Origin of the sequence: Pricia mediterranea, assembly GCF_032248455.1 — a bacterium.
Taxonomy (GTDB): domain Bacteria; phylum Bacteroidota; class Bacteroidia; order Flavobacteriales; family Flavobacteriaceae; genus Pricia; species Pricia mediterranea.
On sequence record NZ_JAVTTP010000001.1, the window covers coordinates 2864672 to 2883281 of the forward strand.

Below are 18610 nucleotides of genomic sequence, written 5' to 3' on the forward strand. Positions count from 1 at the left end.
GAGTATTGTTAGCAAAGAAACATTCTAACGTCCGAATTTCTTAAACAACTCCCAAAAAAACAAATGCGCTACCTCAATTATGCATTCTTCTTGATCGCCGCCGTTATGGCATTTTCCTGCACCGATTCCAAAAACAAGAAACACGCGGATGGCACGGTACAACGAACGGCGGGGAAGAACGATGAGCCCAATATCATCTACATTTTAGCGGACGATCTCGGTTACGGGGAATTGGGCGTCTACGGACAGGAAAAAATTGAGACCCCGAACATCGATGCGCTCGCACAAGAGGGTATCTTATTTACCCAGCATTACACCAGTGCTCCCGTCTGCGCTCCCGCCCGGTATATGTTGATGACCGGCAAACATTCTGGGAATGCCTATATTCGGGGAAATGACGAGTGGGGCGAGCGGGGCGATGTCCGAAATTACAGGGCGATGATAATAGATTCGACTTTGGAGGGGCAGCGTCCTATTCCTGCGAATACCGTCCTTTTACCTCAAAAGTTGAAACAGAAGGGATACGCCACGGGTATAGTTGGCAAATGGGGCTTGGGAGCGCCGCACACCGAAAGCATCCCCACCAAAATGGGATTTGATTTCTTCTATGGATACAACTGCCAGCGCCAGGCGCACACCTACTACCCGGTACACCTCTACAAGAACGAAAACAGGGTCTATTTGAACAACGATACCATCGCCCCCCACACCCGATTGGCCCAAGGCGCGGACCCGGACGATCCCGAGAATTATTCGGACTTCGCTTTGACCGACTATGCCCCCGAGCTGATGTTCGACGAGCTGATGGGCTTTGTCTCCCAAAGCAAAGAAAATCCCTTTTTTCTCTATTGGGCCACGCCCATTCCCCATAATCCCATCCAGGCGCCCCAGCGCTGGGTCGATCATTACATCGAAAAATTTGGGGACGAGGAACCCTATTTGGGCGACAACAACTATTTCCCCCACCAAAATCCGCGGGCGGGGTATGCCGCCATGATTTCCTATTTGGATGAAAACGTCGGGAAATTGGTGGAGTACTTAAAGGATGAGGCAATGTACGATAACACCTTAATTATTTTTACTTCCGATAACGGGGTGACTTTTACCGGGGGCACCCATGGGAAGTTCTTTAACAGTTCCGGACCTTTCGGCGAAGAACGCGGCGAGGCAAAAGGCTTTGTGTACGAAGGCGGCATCCGGGTGCCCATGATAGCCACTTGGCCGGGGCATATCAAAGCGGGCAGTACGTCGGACCTGGTCTCCGCACACTATGATGTGATGGCGACCTTGGGTGAACTGGTCGGATTCGATGCTCCCGAAGATACCGACGGCATCAGCTTTTTGCCGACCTTGTTGGGTAAGGAAGGGCAGGAGAGACATGACTTCCTGTATTGGGAATTTCCCGAATACGGCGGGCAGGTAGCCATCCGGATGGGCGATTGGAAGGTCGTGCGGCAAAACTTGAAGGATAATGAAAAGGAACCGACCTTGGAGCTGTACAACCTTGCGGATGACCCGGTAGAGTCGAACAATCTGGCCGGAGGGCATCCCGAGATCATCCAGCGGGCCTCGGCTATTTTTAAAAGGGAACACCAGCGTTCCGACTTGGAAAAATTTAGGATTCCACGAATCGAAAAGGGATTGTTATCCGAAAAAGAATAGTATTTTTAGGATTTGTCCATCCCATAACAAAACGAATTATAAATTATACCCAATCCAATAGATCAATCTTCCCGATATGAAAATTTATTACAAGCTCCTGTTCACCTTTGCGAGTATTTTTATCGCATCGTGCAACAGTTCCAACAAAAACAAAGACGCTGCAGCAAACGAAACCGCCGACAGCATCGCCAAACCCAACATCATTTATATTTTGGCCGATGATCTAGGGTACGGAGATCTCAGCGTTTATGGACAGGAAAAATTCGAAACACCCCATATCGACAAGCTGGCCGAGCGGGGCATGCTTTTTACACAGCACTATTCGGGCAGTACCGTCTGCGCCCCATCACGATCGGCGCTAATGACCGGAATGCATACGGGGCATACCGTGGTCCGGGGCAATAAGGAGGTCCAGCCCGAGGGACAACATCCGATTCCGGACAGCACCTATACCTTGGCCGAAGCCATGAAAAAGGCCGGGTACGTCACCGGTGCCTTTGGAAAATGGGGATTGGGCTTTCCAGGTTCGGAAGGCGATCCTACCAATCAGGGTTTTGACACTTTTTACGGATACAACTGCCAGCGATTGGGACATAATTACTATCCGGATCATCTATGGTCCAACACCGACTCCATCGTGCTTTCCGAAAATACTAACAAAAAGGATGGCGCCTATGCTCCCGAGCTCATTCATAGAGAGACCTTGAAGTTTATCGATACTCATAAGCACACTCCCTTCTTCCTATATGTCCCGACCATCATTCCGCATGCGGAGCTGGCCGCGCCAGAGGAATATATGGAAAAGCACCGCGGCAAATATCCGCCGGAAAAAGCTTACGAGGGGGTCGATGATGGCCCGAACTTTAACCAAGGACCGTATCGCTCTCAAGAGGAGACCCATGCCGCGTTCGCCGCGATGATCGACGTATTGGACGACCAGGTGGGCGATATCATGGCCAAAGTAGACGATTTGGGGCTTGCGGACAATACTATCATCATTTTCACTTCCGATAACGGGCCCCACGAAGAAGGCGGGGCGGATCCGGAGTATTTCGACAGCAATGGTCCGTTTAAGGGCGTAAAGCGAGACCTCTACGAAGGAGGTATTCGGGTGCCCATGATTGCCAGTTGGCCGGGCCGGATTGCCCCGGGATCTAAAACCGACCTGATATCTGCCTTTTGGGATATTCTTCCTACTTTCTCTGATATCGTCGGGATAAGTGTACCGGACGATACCGACGGAATTTCACTCTTGCCGACCCTCTTGGGGAACGATGCCGAGCAAAAACACCACGACTATCTGTATTGGGAATTCCATGAGAGAGGAGGCCGGCAGGCGGTGCGAAAAGGCAAATGGAAAGCGGTCAGGTACAATGTCTTTAAAAATCCCAACGGCGCCTTGGAACTTTACGATCTAGATGAAGATCGGGGCGAGACGAACAATGTCGCCGAGGAACATCCGGATGTTGTTGCAGAGATGGAAGATATTATAGAGACCGCCCGAACGCCTTCCGACATTTTCACCTTTGGGCAGGGCACTTATCTGGCGGATGATGATTAAATGATGGTCCTGTCATTTGTAGGTAACCTTAAGTCCCGGCCTGACCTTGAAAAGATTCGCAATTGAAAAAGGACAGAAAGAGCAAGGAAGAAAGACGAGCAAACTTTCCTGAGCGTCCAGACGGGCAGGCCAATGTCTAAAAATACCTTTTTCTTTGGTTAGCCTTGTTCCCTCTTACTTTCGTCTTTTTATGAAATGTAACCTTTGTTACTAAAGCTTTGCCCAAGAACCGCGATGTTTGCGCCAAAATTTTGCATATGGATTATATTTATGAACCTTGGCCCTGGTATGTTTCGGGCCCCTTGATAGCCCTTGTCATGTTTGTTCTATTGTTTCTGGGCAAAAAATTCGGCATGTCGTCGAACTTGGCTACGATGTGTTCCATTGGGGGTGCCGGGAAGGCGACTGATTTTTTCAGATTCGACTGGAAGCAGCAGCGTTGGAATCTTACCGTGGTACTAGGTGCGGTAATCGGAGGCTTTTTGGCATCGCAATATATGTCGAACAATACGGTGGACATCAATCCCGGAATCGCAGAAAAACTCTCAGAAGATTACGATATCGAAAGTGCTGGGGATGCCTATCTTCCTTCCGAAATCTTTGCGGCCGATCAATTGGGCGATCCGTTCGTGCTAGCGATTTTGATTCTAGGAGGGTTTATGGTCGGCTTCGGTGCCCGTTATGCCGGGGGATGTACTTCGGGCCATGCTATTTCGGGCCTGAGCAATCTACAGTTGCCGTCGCTTATAGCCGTGATCGGATTCTTTATCGGGGGCTTGGTGATGGTTCATTTGTTGTACCCATTAATTTTCGGTTAAAAATGAGATACTTTATTTATTTGCTAGTGGGCGTTTTTTTTGGGATTGTCATGTATAAATCCGAAGCCGCCTCATGGTTCAGAATTTATGAAATGTTCGAGTTCGGTGCGTTTCACATGTACGGTATCATAGGTTCGGCCCTGGTGCTGGGCGTCATCGGTATCCAAATTATCAAACGCAACAATATCAAGGCGCTCGGCGGCCAAGAAATGCAGCTGGAACCTAAGGCCAAGGGGATACATAACCTAATAGGTGGCATTGTTTTCGGATTGGGCTGGGCCTTGACCGGCGCTTGTCCCGGCCCGATGTACGTGTTGGCGGGTGCAGGATACTATTCCATGCTCGTGGTCATCGGCGGTGCGCTTCTGGGCACTTTTGTTTACGGTCTGGTGCGCGATAGGCTGCCTTAATACCATGGGCAGAAACAATTTTGAGGACAGTGTGTTGCGCAAATGAACGATTTTTCCAGTACTTTAATCCACAAAAGCCCCTTAATTGGGATTTTTATTTATAAAATTTAAGGTACTAGTTTAATCTTTGTGCACTATTGTGGTACTTGTAGATTTAGGTCATTCCAGGATCATCTGCCACAACGCTTCACTTTATATGTATGGGTTTAAAGGAAAACTACGCCAAGGTCAAAGTCTTTTGGAACGATTCCGATAAAAAGCCCGTTCTCCTTATGCTCAAGGAGTTTTTTGGTCTTTGGGCCATAAAGAAAAGTTTTCCTATCCATTACATTATCCGGTTTCTTTACAGAAATGAGTATAAAAATCCGTACGATTATTTGGATATGAAGCAGTACCGATCTATTATACTTTCCAAGAAAAATAATCAGGAAGAGTATGTCCATTTATTAAGTGATAAATTTCTATTTTCCCTGCTTTGTGAAAAGTATGGGCTGCCAAGCCCAAAAGTGGTCAGTTATAATATGAACGGTTCTTTTTTTTACAATGGTAAAGTCCAATCGGCAGGAATTGTCGAGGAACTGTTCGAATGTTTTAAAAATGTTCTGCAGACTTCGGGCGTTAAGAGGCTATTCATTAAATCGTTCTGCGGGTACGGCGGCACCGAAGTCTTTTTATTGGAATATTCCAGTTTAAAGGAAGACTTAAAGAAATTTGGCAATATTATTTTGACCGGTGCCTTTGTACACCAAGAAGGTATCGTTCAGCACGCCGAAGTCAACAAAATTTATCCCCACAGTATCAACACCTTACGGGTGGAAACCTACATCGAGAACAGCGGAAAAATCAACATTCTAGGAATGGTCATGCGGTTCGGAGCTGGTGGAAAATTTGTTGACAATTTGAGTTCCGGAGGCTTCTCCGTTCCTGTTGAGCCATTAACGGGAAATTTAATGCCTAAAGGGCTACAAAGAATAAGATTTGGGGGCAATGTATATTACCGTCATCCCGATACGGATTTCGAATTTAAGGGCTACAAAATACCCTATTTCAACGAAGCCCGGCAGCTATGCCTACAACTAGCCCAACATATACCGAATAGGCTGGTCGGTTGGGATATCGCATTAACCCCAAATGGTCCCGTGGTGATCGAAGGCAACCATACCCCGGGCATTATGCTCGGGGAAATAGGCTACGGCGGGTATGTTAAGCATCCCTTATTCAATGAAATGATCGGGAGGACATGAAAAAGGGAAGTTTTATAAAAACGAGGTTGGAAAAGTTGCGTAACCGACTTTATTGGGGTTTCGACGCGTTAAAGGGGGGCAGAACAAAAGCGCATTACGACGATATCAGGTTTATTCTCGAAAACTATGGCAGTGAAGAATCCAACAATAGGAGAGACCGACACCTTGGCGACCTTTTAGATCATGCCGTTAAGACCACGGACTTCTACAGAGAATTTTCCGGTTACGGCAATCTACAGGATTTTCCAATACTAAATAAATCCGTTATCCGGGAGAACTACCCGTCGATTCAGTCCAGTGCCTTTCGCGGGAAGGACAATTTTAAAATGTCTACCAGCGGATCTTCGGGAACACCGTTCACGACCCTTCAGAATAAGGATAAAAAGCGACGGAATACCGCCGATGCCATTTATCTCAAGCAGCAGGCAGGTTTTGAGATCGGATATCGGCTCTATTATGTTCGCAAATGGTTCAAAATGCACAGAAGAAGCTGGCTGACCACCGAAATGAGAAACATCGACATGGTGAACGTCACGGAATTTTCTGACGCCTACCTATCCGATCTTATTTCGACCCTGGAGAGGGACAAGTCGACAAAGGCCATACTTGCCTATTCCTCGGCCTTGCGCGATATATGCAAATATCTCGATAAAATCGGTTCCGGACAGGTAAACACAGAAATTTCGTGTATTATTGCCATGGCGGAAGGACTAAGCGATACTACGAGAAAAGCGCTCAAAAAATTTTTTGATGCCCCGGTGCTACTGCGTTATTCCAATATGGAAAATGGAATACTTTCCCTGCAATTGTCAGAAGTAAACAACCACCTCCAGATAAATTGGGCAAGCTATTTCGTAGAGATCCTGCATCCGGACAAAGATATTCCGGTAAAAGAGGGAGAACTTGGGCGGGTAGTGGTAACGGACCTTTTCAACTACTGCATGCCCTTTATACGCTATGATACTGGAGATCTTGCGCGTATGGTGCCCGATTCCGTTTTTAACGCTGCGCCCGCATTTTCAAAGGTGGAAGGTAGAACCATGGATGCCCTGTATGACACCAAGGGAAACATACAGTCCAGTTTCATTATTTTCCATTTGGAATCCTATCCGGAGATCAAACAGTTCCAATTTATTCAGGAAGGCAAAAAGCAATATACCTTGAAACTGAATTTAGAGAGACCTTTTCGACACGGGAAACAAGTCTTGGAACTTTTAAAAGGGTATTTGGGCAACGATGCGGAAATCGTCATAACCTACGAAAACGAAATACCCCAATTGGCATCGGGTAAAAGAAGGCTTATCATCAATAACTATAAAAAAAAGATGAAATCCAAAAATCGGCAAACGTCATCACAAACTTAAAATACCATCAGAAAATGTATCGATAAAATAAAACTTTTTAAAAAAAACTACGTATATACTCAAAACCGGCCTTCCCATTCCAATTAAAAAATCAATTTAAAATTTTATCGTTACCAAGAATGAATTTATTGTTCACATGTGCCGGAAGAAGAAACTACCTACTCAAATATTTTAAGGAAATCATCGGGAAGCAAGGGGTAATCATTGCCGTTGACAGCAACCCTTTGGCCCCGGCATTTGCCGATGCCGATCTGTCTTTCGAAATGCAACCCGTACATCATCCGGAATATCTAGTTGAGTTGAAAGATGTTATTGACCGGTACCAGGTCGATCTGGTCATTCCGTTAAATGATATAGAGTTGCCCCTTTTGTCAAAAAACAAGTCCTATTTGGAATCGGGGGGCGCACGCGTTGTGGTATCCAATGAAAAAATCGTCTCCATTGCTTCGGATAAATGGAAAACTTTTCGCTTTTTTCAACACTTGAACATTAAAACTCCATTAAGTTTCTTGTCAGTGAACGATGCTGAAGATGCTATTTCTAATGGGCTAGTCAATTTTCCGTTGATCCTAAAGCCCAGATGGGGCAGCGCGTCTATTGGCATCAAGCAAGTGGACAACCGACGTGAACTGCGTCTTGCCTATGAGTGGCTCAACGTAGAGATAGAGAAATCCGTATTGAACCAGATGAACTTTAGTCAAATTGACGAAGCCATCATAATTCAGGAGAAATTAACAGGACAAGAATTTGGCATGGATATCCTGAACGATTTCGAGGGAAGGCACTATGGTTCTTTCGCCAGAAAAAAATTAATTATGCGCTCCGGGGAAACCGATAAAGCGACAACGGCAATAAGCGAACAATTTTCCGAACTGGGAAGAAAGTTATCTGGTCAGACCAAACACATCGGAATAATGGACTGCGACTTTTTTTTGGCAAACGACCAAGTCTATTTTCTGGAAATGAACCCACGGTTTGGGGGAGGGTATCCATTATCACATGCCGGAGGAGTGAACGTACCTGGCATTTATATAGAATGGTCAAAGGGAAACAGGAACGTGTCAGAGTACGACAATTACATCGACAACCTGACTTTTTCGAAATGTGATACCGTCGTAAATGTTCCTAAACAGAATAGATTGAATGTTGAGAGTATCCTGTCCCTGTAATTTTTGTCCATCGTGAAATCCGTCAATAGGGGACGAATTTCTGTATCAAAGATTTTCAAATAAAATGATCCAAGCTCGTGGAATGTACGGAACCTTTGTAAAGCCTCTATTTGACTTCGTCTTTGCTCTTTTGTTCACTATTCTTCTGTTTCCGATCTATACGGTAATCTATTTACTATTATTGACCGGAAGAACCGACGACCCCCTGTTTTTCCAATCCAGGCCCGGCAAGGACAATAAAATCTTTAACATCGTAAAATTCAAAACGATGACCGATGGGAAAAATGCCCAGGGCGAGCTGCTACCGGACGACGATAGAGTTACCCCGTTAGGTGCATTTTTAAGAAGAACTTCCTTGGATGAACTGCCACAACTGTTGAGCGTGTTGAATGGAGATATGAGCATCGTTGGGCCTCGCCCGCTGCGGGTCAGATACCTGCCCTATTATTCTTCAAGAGAGGCATTGCGCCATACGGTAAAGCCCGGTATTACGGGATTGGCGCAAGTCTCGGGAAGGAATAGCCTGTCCTGGGACAAAAGACTGGAAATGGACGCCTCGTATGTGGAAAAGATGGGGTTTGTACTGGATTGCAAGATTATCTTGAAGACTTTTATAAAAGTATTCGATAGCTCCGGAATCGAGTTCTCGGACGAGCCCGATAGTTTGGACGAATACCGATGCGGCAAACAATGGAAAGTCTCTGGAAAGAAAGATGGTGGCAACCCTGAAGACACTGGGCTAAGCTGACTCTTAAAGCAGCGCGTGCTGCGATGGTTTTTAACTGTCGTTCTGTCGGATGCCGACCTTCCTGCAATAAAATGTTCGGCTATTTCAAGAAATTGAATTCTTTGTCCTAAGTTTACGGTTCTGAATCTATTCTGGGCTGCTGTTCGGAACCAAGAGTCAACCAAATACGGGTAACCGTCCAAGAACAATCATCCTAAAAAGCGGAACAATGAAAAAAGCAACATCACTATTGTGTTTGAAATCCATCGCCCTAGCGCTCATTTTTATCGGCCTATCTTGTAAGGATAATCCCTCCAAGAAAACGACTGCGGACACTTCTGCAGTCGAAAACGGGACTTCGGTCTCCGGCTCGGAAAGGCTAGGTGGGCTGGCCCTATATACTGTCCGCGACGCGATGGGGGATAATCCTAAGGAAACCCTGCAAAAAGTGGCGCGAGCGGGATACAAAAACATCGAGGCGGCCGGATATAAAGACGGTACGTTTTATGGGATGGCTCCGAAGGACTTCAAGTCATATGTGGACAGTTTGGGGCTTGCACCCGTCAGCACCCATCAGGGCAGCGTAAATCTGGAGAATGCCGATGCCATGATGGCAGATGTCAAAGCGGCCGGATTCGAATACTTCGTAGTGCCCGTGCCCCCAATGGGTATGTTCACGTATAATGCGGAAACCCGCAGCATGGACATGAAAGGCACAGTCGAAGAACTGGCCGATATCCTGGACCAGCTGGGTGAAAAAGCCAACGCGGCAGGGCTAAAACTACTCTATCATAACCACGATTTTGAATTCAAGCAAAATAAGGACGGGGTCGTCATTATCGATTATCTATTGGAAAACTGCGACCCAGAGCTGGTCAATTTTCAGATGGACCTCTATTGGGTGGCTAAGGCGGGGGCCGACCCGGTCGCCTATTTTGAGAAATACCCGGGCCGTTTCAAGGAATGGCACGTCAAGGATATGGACGACCAGGGCCGTTTTGCCCCTATCGGCAAGGGCAGCATCGATTTTGAAAGTATTTTAGCCCAAAAGGAGCTTTCGGGGATGGAATATTACTTTGTGGAGCAGGATAAAACCTTCGATGGACTACAACCCTTAGAGGCCATTGAAATTAGCCATGAGGGTATCAAAAACATCGGGTTTGAATAAATCTTGGCCTAAATCGATATCAGTGGGCCCATCACCAATGTACTTCAGGGATGCGACACCATAGAAAGTAATTTACGACATGAAATTTATCTATCTCATCGCGATTTTGACGCTTACAGGGCAGCACACTTTCGGACAGGTTCGGTTGAAGGTGGCCGTAGTCGGCCTGAGCCACGACCATGCCCATGAAATAATGCGAGCCTATAGCGGTGACAGAATAGACTTGTTGGGCATAGCGGAAAAGAACCAGGATTTGATCGCCCGTTACCAAAAGGACTATCAAGTGCCCGACCATCTTTTTTTTTCCGATACGGCGACGATGCTCAATGAGGTGACGCCCGACGTGGTTATGGCCTATAATCCCATCAATGAACATTTGGCGGTAGCAGAAGTATGCCTGCCCATGAAGATTCCGTTGATGGTGGAAAAACCTTTGGCGACCACGGTGGCCGATGCCGAAAAAATGGCCAAACTGGCCCGCGATAACGATACTTATCTGTTGACCAACTTCGAGACTACTTGGTACGCCAGCAATCAACGGTTAAAGACCATGGTGGGGGAGTCCGCTTTCGGAAATATAACCAAAATGATTGCCAAAGACGGACACGAAGGCCCCAAGGAAATCGGTTGTAGCAAAGAATTTCTCTCCTGGCTCACCGACCCGATAAAAAATGGAGGGGGAGCGGTGATGGATTTCGGTTGTTACGGGGCCAATTTGATGACCTGGCTCCAGAAGGGCAAACGACCGATTGCGGTGACAGCGGTACTGAAACAAATGAAACCGGAAGTGTATCCGAATGTCGATGACGACGCTACGATTACGTTGGAATACGAAAATGCCATCGGAATCATCGAAGCTTCCTGGAACTGGTCGTATGGCATAAAAAGTCTCGAGGTTTATGGGGCAAGTGCATCGTATCACGCCCCGAACGGAAAGACGTTGATCAAAAATACGAATGCTGTGGATGGAGATGAAATAAACGTGGCGCAGAACGACTATCAAGACCATATTACCTATTTGGAGGCAGTGCTCTCAGGGAATTTGAAACCCGAAAACGATCTCTCGTCGCTGTCGAACAACCTGATTGTGGTCGAGATTTTAGAAGCGGCCAAGAAATCGGCGGAGACGGGCATGAGGGTGGAATTGTAGCTTGGTCCAAAGAGCATACGCCGTATCTTCCTGGCACATTATCGATTCAAATGAATATCTTTAAGCTTGATTTGTCCCCCATCCTAAAATAACCGAACCAAACCCATGTCCTTCCCTAAGATTTTCGTTCTATTCTTTGTGGGATCCCTTAGCTGGATAAGTGCAGCTTCCCAGGATCTAGCCAACAATATACCTATAAGCAAGCGTCCGGTGATGACCGCAACGGCGCTAGAAAATAATCCCGAAATCGACGGCGATGTCCTGAACGACGCCGTTTGGCAGGGAGTCCCGGTATTCGGTGACCTGACCCAAGTGCAGCCGAATTTTGGTAGGCCGGCCAGTGAGAAGACCGAGATCAGGATAGGCTATACCACCGAGACGTTCTACCTGTCTGTGGTCTGCTATGATAAACGGCCCGATAAACTGGTGGTCTCCGATGCACGTCGCGATGCCAATCTGGACAATACCGATGCCTTCATCTTTATTTTGGACACCTATAAAGATGGCCAGAACGGTTTCGTATTCGGCACGAACTCCATCGGGATCGAATACGATGCGCAGGTCGATAATGAGGGGCAGGGCAATAACAACGTTAACCGGCAACAGACCGGTACCATTGGCGGATTCAATTTGAACTGGGACGGCTCTTGGGAGGTCAAGACCGAAGTAGGCGACTACGGATGGAGCGCCGAGTTCGCCATTCCCCTGCGTACCTTGCGCTTTCAGCCGGGGGACTGGGGCATCAATTTTCGCAGGAATATTCGGAAGACCAATGAAATCGCCTATTGGTCGCCGCTGCCCGTCAGTTTTAACCTGAACCGACTCTCCTTGGCGGGTACCTTGACGGGATTGGAATTGCGGACGCCCGGTAATTTAAAGGTAATACCCTATGTGCTCGGCCAACTTTCAAGGGATTTCACGGCGGTAGATTCGAAATCGGACTTCAGGTTCGAGGCCGGGGGCGATGTCAAATACAGCATTACCCCGAGCCTGACGCTCGACCTGACCTATAATACCGATTTCGCCCAGGTCGAGGTCGACGAACAACAGGTAAACCTGGATCGCTTTAACCTTTTCTTTCCCGAAAAAAGACCGTTTTTTCTTGAGAATGCGGGACTCTTCAGTGTGGGGAGTCCGGGGGAGGTCGACCTGTTCTTCAGCCGTCGTATCGGTATCGGAGATGACGGTACTAGCGTACCCATCATCGGCGGTGCCAGATTGTCCGGAAAGGTGGGTCGCACCAACGTCGGGATGTTGACCATGTTCACCGAGGATGTGGAGGAGGCGGCCATTGAAGAAAACAACTTTACCGTAGGCCGGGTCAACCACGAATTTAAGGGAAGGTCGGCACTAGGAGCCATGTGGGTGTCGAAAAAAGGCCTCCAAACCGACGACAATTTTAACCGTACCCTCGCCATCGACGGGAAATGGGGGTTGGGCCGCAAGGCGAGACTCTCGGGATTCTATGCCCGTTCCGCCGATGCCAAGGAATCCACAGATGGCCACGCCTTTCAACTAAAGGGCGATTACAAATGGAACAACTGGGAGGCAAGGGCCGCCTATACCGAGGTAGGACAAGGCTTTAATCCCGAGGTGGGCTTTTTGCTGCGCCCGTCATTTCGCAAGCCGGAAGGTTTTTTGATGTATCATCTCAGACCCAAAAATGAAGATGCCAAAATTTTGGAATACCGGCCTCACGTATCCTACCAGGGATATTGGAACTTCGATGGTTTTCTCGAAACAGGATTTTTGCACGTCGACAACCATTGGGAGTTCAAAAACGGATTGGAAATCCATACCGGCGTAAACTTTACCACGGAGGGGGTGCTGGAGCCCTTTGAAATTTCGCAGGGGGTCACGGTCGCCCCCGGTACCTATAGGCATGCCGAAGCTGCCCTGGTTTTTTTTACCAATCAGAGCAAACCGGTCTCTGTCAACATCAGGTCGAATACCGGAGGGTCTTTCGGGGGTACCCGATCGGTCAATACGGCCACCTTGCGCCTAAGGGCCGGCGACAAGTTCAACGCCGCTTTCACCTATCTGTACAACCGCTTCGACCTTCCAGGGGGCGACTTTACGGCCAATGTGTTCCGGAGCCAGATCTCGTACTCCTTCAAGCCCAATATCTACTTGCAGGGGTTGGTGCAGAATAACACGGTGGACAAGCTTTGGGCGTTCAACTTCCGTTTTGGGTGGCTGCAGCGCGCCAATACCGGTCTGTTCGTTGTTTATAATCACAATTTGTTGGATGGAGGCCCGCTGAACAACAGCTTTATCATCAAATATACCCGTATGTTCGATTTGTTGAAATAGGGGGGAGACGTAACCCTGGCCGGGCCTTTCATCCTCTAGCCGCTTTACCTTCGCCAATTTTTATCCCGGTAGGCTCGGGAATAAAAGACAGAAAGATCAAGAAAGAAAGACTGAAAATCATTTCCGGGAGTTAAAAAAGACCCGCCACTGCCAAGGAATACTTTTGAGTTCTTGACCATCTTTATTCTTTATTCTTTATTCTTTCTTCTTTTCGTCTTTTTGTCCTTTTTGCCTTCCTCCAGCCCTTTTGTCTTTCCTCCTTTCGTCCTTTTGTCCATTGAGGGCATCACTCCCTCCGCCCGTACACGATGCCCAAATCATTGTCCCGCACATTTTTTAGCTTCGTTTTGAGCCGGACCTGCATCTCCAAAACCACATCGGCATAGTGGGGGTTATGGGCGAGATTATTGTACTGTTGCGGGTCCGTTTCCATATCGAAGAGTTCCATGCCCGCCCCGGCATCCTCGTCATATTGAATGAAGGCCCATTTGTCGGTGCGGACCAAAAACGACCGACCGCCCTGGGTTACCGAAAAGGCCATATCGCGCACTGTACGCTCCGGGTTGTCCAAGGTGGATGCAAGGCTCTTGCCCTGAAGGTTTTTGGAATAATCGAGTCCCGTCAGTTCTGCTATTGTCGGGTACAGGTCTAACAGTTCAGCGAAAGATTCACAGGTCGCGGGTGCTTTCCCTGGCACTTTGATGATGAGGGGCACGCGAACGGATTCCTCGTGCAGGCTTACCTTCATCCAGAAACGGTGTTCGCCCAGATGGAAGCCGTGGTCGGAGGTGAAAATGACGATCGTATTGTCGGCGAGTCCTTCTTCCTTTAGGGTGTTCAGTACCTTCCCGACCTGCGCGTCCATATAGGCCACCGAGGCGTAGTAGGCCGCTACGGCCTTCTTCTCATGCTCTTCAGACATTTGGGCGTTGACGCTGGTAACGTAGTTGATGCCCCTTTCGGGGATGTCGTCCCAATCGTTTTCCACTTTCGGGGGCAAGACCGTCTGTTCATAGGGATAGGGTTTGAAATAGTCTTGGGGTGCTACGAAGGGCACGTGCGGCCGTACAAAACCGACCGCCAAAAAGAAGGGGTTATCTTTGTGCTTTCTGATCAGTTCCGATGCCTTTTCCGCCGTTTTTCCATCGGAATGCACGAGGTCGTCGCCCTTGGCCTTGACGATGGTCATCACATTGCCGCCTTTTCGCGGCAGGTCGCCGTAAGGATTGTTCTGTACCAGTTCGGCGACGCCCTCGGCCTTCCATTCTGGCCCGGGACTGTTAAAGCGTTCGGTCCAAGAGGCGGCATCGTCCTGGCCGTTCGATCCTGTTTCAATATCTATAGGGACGCCCATATGATAGATTTTGCCGACCCGTGCCGTGTAGTATCCGTTATCCTTAAAGAGCTGTGGCAGTGATTTTCGGGCAGGCCCCACCTGTTCCCTGCCGCTGACATATCCGTAGGTATTCGTGGCATTGGGATAATAGCCGAAAAGAAGTGAAGCCCTCGACGGCCCGCACACCGGATATTGGGAGTAGGCCCGAGAATACCGTGTGCCCTCGGCCGCCAATCCATCGATATTCGGGGTCCGGCTGACCGAATTCCCGTAGGAAGATACCGCAGTGGCCGTCAGGTCATCGGCGATGATGAACAGTACGTTCGGTTTATCTTGGGATATATCCGATTGGCCCGATCCCCGAACCGCTAGAAGCATTATGAGAAATATGATTTTTGGTACCTTCATTGTCAGAATTTAAGGGGTCGTCTTGGAATGGGGCATCCCTTTGGATTTTTGTCTATATTTGATTTACAATATAAAAATAAGAATCCACCCCATGAATCGACGCAGAACTTTTATCAAAAAAACGGCTTTGGCCGGTACGGCTATGGCGACTTTGCCCAACCTTTCTTTCGGGATTTCAAAGCTAGGAAAGCAGGACAAGTTGAACGTGGGAATGATCGGGGTCGGCTTAAGGGGCACCAACCACATGAACAATCTGTTGCAGCGGGACGATGTGAACATTGCCGCAATCGCCGACATCGATGATGTGAGGGTCAAGATGGCCTTGGATGCGATATCCAAAGCGGGCGGGGGAAAACCCAAGACTTTCGGTAAGGACGAAAAAGACTACCTTAATTTATTGGCCCTTCCGGAAATCGATGCCGTACTCATCGCCACCCCTTGGCTTTGGCACACCCGCATGGCCGTAGATGCCATGCAGGCGGGTAAATATACGGGCCTCGAAGTATCCGCGGCCAATACCATGGAAGAATGTTGGGACCTGGTCAATACCCACGAGGAGACAGGCTCCCATCTCATGATCATGGAAAATGTCAACTATCGACGCGACGTGTTAGCGGTGTTGAACATGGTCAAACAGAACGTATTCGGCGAGATGCTTCATTACCGATGCGGGTATCAGCACGACCTCCGTGGGGTGTTGCTGAACGATGGTAAGGATGCCTACGGCAAGGGCGTGGAATTCGGGGAGAAGGGCATCTCGGAATCCAAGTGGCGCACCCAGCATTCGGTCTTGCGCAATGCCGATGTGTATCCTACCCACGGTTTGGGACCTGTTGCCGAGATGGCGGACATCAACAGGGGAAACCGCTTCCTTTCCCTGACCTCCCATGCCACTAAGGCGAGGGGACTCCATAACTATATCGTAGAGCACGGCGGGAAAGATCATCCCAATGCGAAAGTCCGCTTTAAAATGGGCGATGTCATTACCAGTACCATTGAGACCGCCAACGGCGAGACCATTATTGTGACTCACGATACGACCCTTCCCCGACCCTATTCCCTCGGCTTCCGCGTTCAAGGCACCAAAGGTCTTTGGGAAGTGGACGGTAACCGGATTTATGTCGAGGGAAAATCGGAACCCCACAAATGGGAGGATGCCGACCCCTGGCTAAAAAAATACGACCATCCACTTTGGCAAAAATATGGAGAGCATGCCCTCGGAGCGGGGCACGGGGGAATGGACTTCTTTGTCGACCACGCCTTTGTCGAATCGGCCAAGCTCAATGTTGCTCCCCCGATGGACGCCTACGACGCCGCGGCCTGGAGTGCCGTAACCCCCTTGTCGGAAGCATCCATCGCCAACAATGGCGAACCCCAGGATTTTCCTGATTTTACCAGGGGCAACTGGATAAAAAGAAAGCCGTACGATTGGATGAAGGATACCTATTAAGGTGGAACCTATCTAGAATAAAAGGCGCTTCCCTAATACCCATAACTGAAACTGAGCGATGCGAAAATTTTGGACCACTGCACACCTGCGATTCCCATATGCGGCAATCATTATACTTTTTTTGATTTCCGGATGCCAATCCAAGGAAAAACAAAAACAGACCGAGAAAGAGGAGCCCCAACCCCCGAACATCGTCATCATCTACGCCGACGATCTGGGTTATGGCGAGCTGGGCGCCTACGGGGCCACCGAACTCGAGACCCCGAATCTGGACAGGCTCGCGAACGGCGGCATGCGCTTTACCAACGGGTATGCCTCCTCGGCGACCTGTACCCCGAGCCGCTACGCGCTGCTGACGGGCACCTACCCCTGGCGGAACAAAAGCGCCAAGATCCTTCCGGGCACGGCACCGCTGATCATCGATACGGCGCAGATGACGATTCCGAAAATGTTGAAACAGCAGGGCTACAGGACGGGAATCGTCGGAAAATGGCATCTGGGACTGGGCGACGGGAACGTCAACTGGAACGAACGCATCGCCCCCGGCCCCAACGAGGTCGGCTTCGACCGGAGCTATATCATGGCGGCCACGCAGGACCGGGTGCCGACCGTTTACATCCAAAACGGCGAGGTGGTCAACCTGGATCCCGACGACCCCATACAGGTCGATTACGCAAAGAATTTCGAGGGGCAGCCCACGGGCAAGGACAATCCCGGGATGCTGAAGATGAAATGGCACCACGGGCACAATAACAGCATCGTGAACGGCATTCCCCGCATCGGCTTTATGAAGGGCGGGGAATCGGCGAAGTGGGTAGACGAGGACATGGCCGACACCTTTCTGGCCGAGGCCCAAAAGTACGTAACGGCGGAGAAGGAGGGACCCTTCTTTTTGTACTACGCCCTGCAGCAGCCGCACGTACCGCGCACCCCGCATCCCCGGTTCGTCGGGGCATCGGGCATGGGCCCTAGGGGCGACGTGATCGTGGAGGCCGATCATATGGTCGGCGAGTTCATAAATACCCTGGAGAACGGGGGACTGCTGGAAAACACCCTGATCATCTTCTCCAGTGACAACGGTCCCGTGCTGAACGACGGCTACTACGACGATGCCGTTGAGAAGTTGGGTGGCCACGAACCGGCGGGACCTTTGCGGGGCGGAAAGTACAGCCTGTTCGAGGCCGGAACCCGGGTGCCGTTCATCACCTATTGGAAGGGCCGTATCGAGCCCGGGGTGTCCGGTGCCCTGGTCTCCCAGCTGGACCTGCTCGGTTCCCTGGCCGACCTGGTGGGCAGCGACGTAGAAGGGGAGGACAGCAAGGGTCTGTTGGACGTTTTCCTAGGGAAATCCGACGAGGGCCGGGAGCAGGTCGTGCTGGAGGCCACCGGCCGCACGGCCTTCCGGCAGGGCGATTGGGCCATGATCCCGCCCTACGACGGCCGTGCGGTCAATACGTTCGTGAACATCGAACTGGGCAACGCGGACGACTACCAGCTCTACAACCTCAAGGACGACCTCGGCCAGCAGAAGAACTTGGCGGAATCCAATCCCGAAAAATTAAAGGAAATGATCGCTGCCTACCGAGCGGTTCGCGGAGAGGGGGCCGAACAGGTGGAGGAACTGGAGCTGAAGTAAAATTTAATAGCTCTATACTAAGATCAGCCGCAAAAAGGTGGTGACTTCTATTTACGTAGTAATCCCTGCATGGCTCAAGCAACAACCATCCGACCAAAAAGTAATGCAAATCAGGATAATTTCGACTTTTCAAGGGTTAGAATAAGAGAAAATTGCCGAATTATATAGGGCGCAATTCCGAAAATTAACAGTCA

The 18610-nt window shown here is 49.3% G+C and carries 14 protein-coding genes; 13 read left to right on the top strand and 1 reads right to left on the bottom strand.

Annotated features, from left to right (window positions below; genetic code table 11):
• The first annotated feature begins 63 nt into the window (after positions 1–63).
• From RQM65_RS11715 to RQM65_RS11765, 11 genes are all read left to right on the top strand, one after another.
• Positions 64–1662, top strand: coding sequence for an arylsulfatase (locus tag RQM65_RS11715; RefSeq protein ID WP_314015205.1), 1599 nt, complete (start codon positions 64–66; stop codon positions 1660–1662).
• Between the two features lie 76 nt (positions 1663–1738).
• Positions 1739–3223, top strand: coding sequence for an arylsulfatase (locus RQM65_RS11720; protein WP_314015207.1), 1485 nt, complete (start codon positions 1739–1741; stop codon positions 3221–3223).
• 257 nt (positions 3224–3480) lie between these two features.
• Positions 3481–4041 (top strand): YeeE/YedE family protein, encoded by a 561-nt coding sequence (locus RQM65_RS11725; protein ID WP_314015208.1) that lies wholly within the window; start codon positions 3481–3483, stop codon positions 4039–4041.
• Between the two features lie 2 nt (positions 4042–4043).
• On the top strand, positions 4044–4451 hold the full coding sequence (locus RQM65_RS11730) for a DUF6691 family protein (protein ID WP_314015210.1): 408 nt from the start codon (positions 4044–4046) through the stop codon (positions 4449–4451).
• Positions 4452–4651: 200 nt separating this feature from the next.
• Entirely contained in the window at positions 4652–5695 is a 1044-nt protein-coding gene (locus RQM65_RS11735; protein WP_314015212.1) for a sugar-transfer associated ATP-grasp domain-containing protein, read from the top strand.
• Positions 5692–7059, top strand: a complete 1368-nt coding sequence (locus RQM65_RS11740) for a phenylacetate--CoA ligase family protein (protein WP_314015213.1) — start codon at positions 5692–5694, stop codon at positions 7057–7059. Before RQM65_RS11735 ends, RQM65_RS11740 begins: the two co-directional genes overlap by 4 nt.
• 119 nt (positions 7060–7178) lie before the next feature.
• Complete coding sequence (locus RQM65_RS11745) at positions 7179–8228, top strand: ATP-grasp domain-containing protein (protein WP_314015215.1); 1050 nt, start codon at positions 7179–7181, stop codon at positions 8226–8228.
• An 82-nt stretch (positions 8229–8310) separates the two neighbouring features.
• Positions 8311–8976 carry a sugar transferase gene (locus RQM65_RS11750; RefSeq protein WP_314015217.1) on the top strand — a complete coding sequence of 222 codons (666 nt, stop codon included), beginning with the start codon at positions 8311–8313 and terminating at the stop codon, positions 8974–8976.
• A 208-nt stretch (positions 8977–9184) separates the two neighbouring features.
• A complete protein-coding gene (locus tag RQM65_RS11755) occupies positions 9185–10123 on the top strand; it encodes a sugar phosphate isomerase/epimerase family protein (RefSeq protein ID WP_314015219.1) in 939 nt (312 codons plus the stop codon).
• 79 nt (positions 10124–10202) lie between these two features.
• On the top strand, positions 10203–11273 hold the full coding sequence (locus RQM65_RS11760) for a Gfo/Idh/MocA family protein (RefSeq protein WP_314015220.1): 1071 nt from the start codon (positions 10203–10205) through the stop codon (positions 11271–11273).
• A gap of 105 nt (positions 11274–11378) precedes the next feature.
• Positions 11379–13586 carry a carbohydrate binding family 9 domain-containing protein gene (locus RQM65_RS11765; protein WP_314015221.1) on the top strand — a complete coding sequence of 736 codons (2208 nt, stop codon included), beginning with the start codon at positions 11379–11381 and terminating at the stop codon, positions 13584–13586.
• A 286-nt stretch (positions 13587–13872) separates the two neighbouring features.
• On the opposite strand, the gene RQM65_RS11770 is transcribed toward RQM65_RS11765, so the two are convergent.
• A complete protein-coding gene (locus RQM65_RS11770) occupies positions 13873–15330 on the bottom strand; it encodes a sulfatase (RefSeq protein WP_314015223.1) in 1458 nt (485 codons plus the stop codon).
• A 91-nt stretch (positions 15331–15421) separates the two neighbouring features.
• On the opposite strand from RQM65_RS11770, the gene RQM65_RS11775 reads away from it, so the two are divergent.
• Positions 15422–16780: a Gfo/Idh/MocA family protein gene (locus RQM65_RS11775; RefSeq protein WP_314015224.1), complete on the top strand. Its 1359-nt coding sequence runs from the start codon at positions 15422–15424 to the stop codon at positions 16778–16780.
• A 58-nt stretch (positions 16781–16838) separates the two neighbouring features.
• Entirely contained in the window at positions 16839–18416 is a 1578-nt protein-coding gene (locus RQM65_RS11780; RefSeq protein WP_314015226.1) for a sulfatase family protein, read from the top strand.
• Positions 18417–18610: the final 194 nt, after the last annotated feature.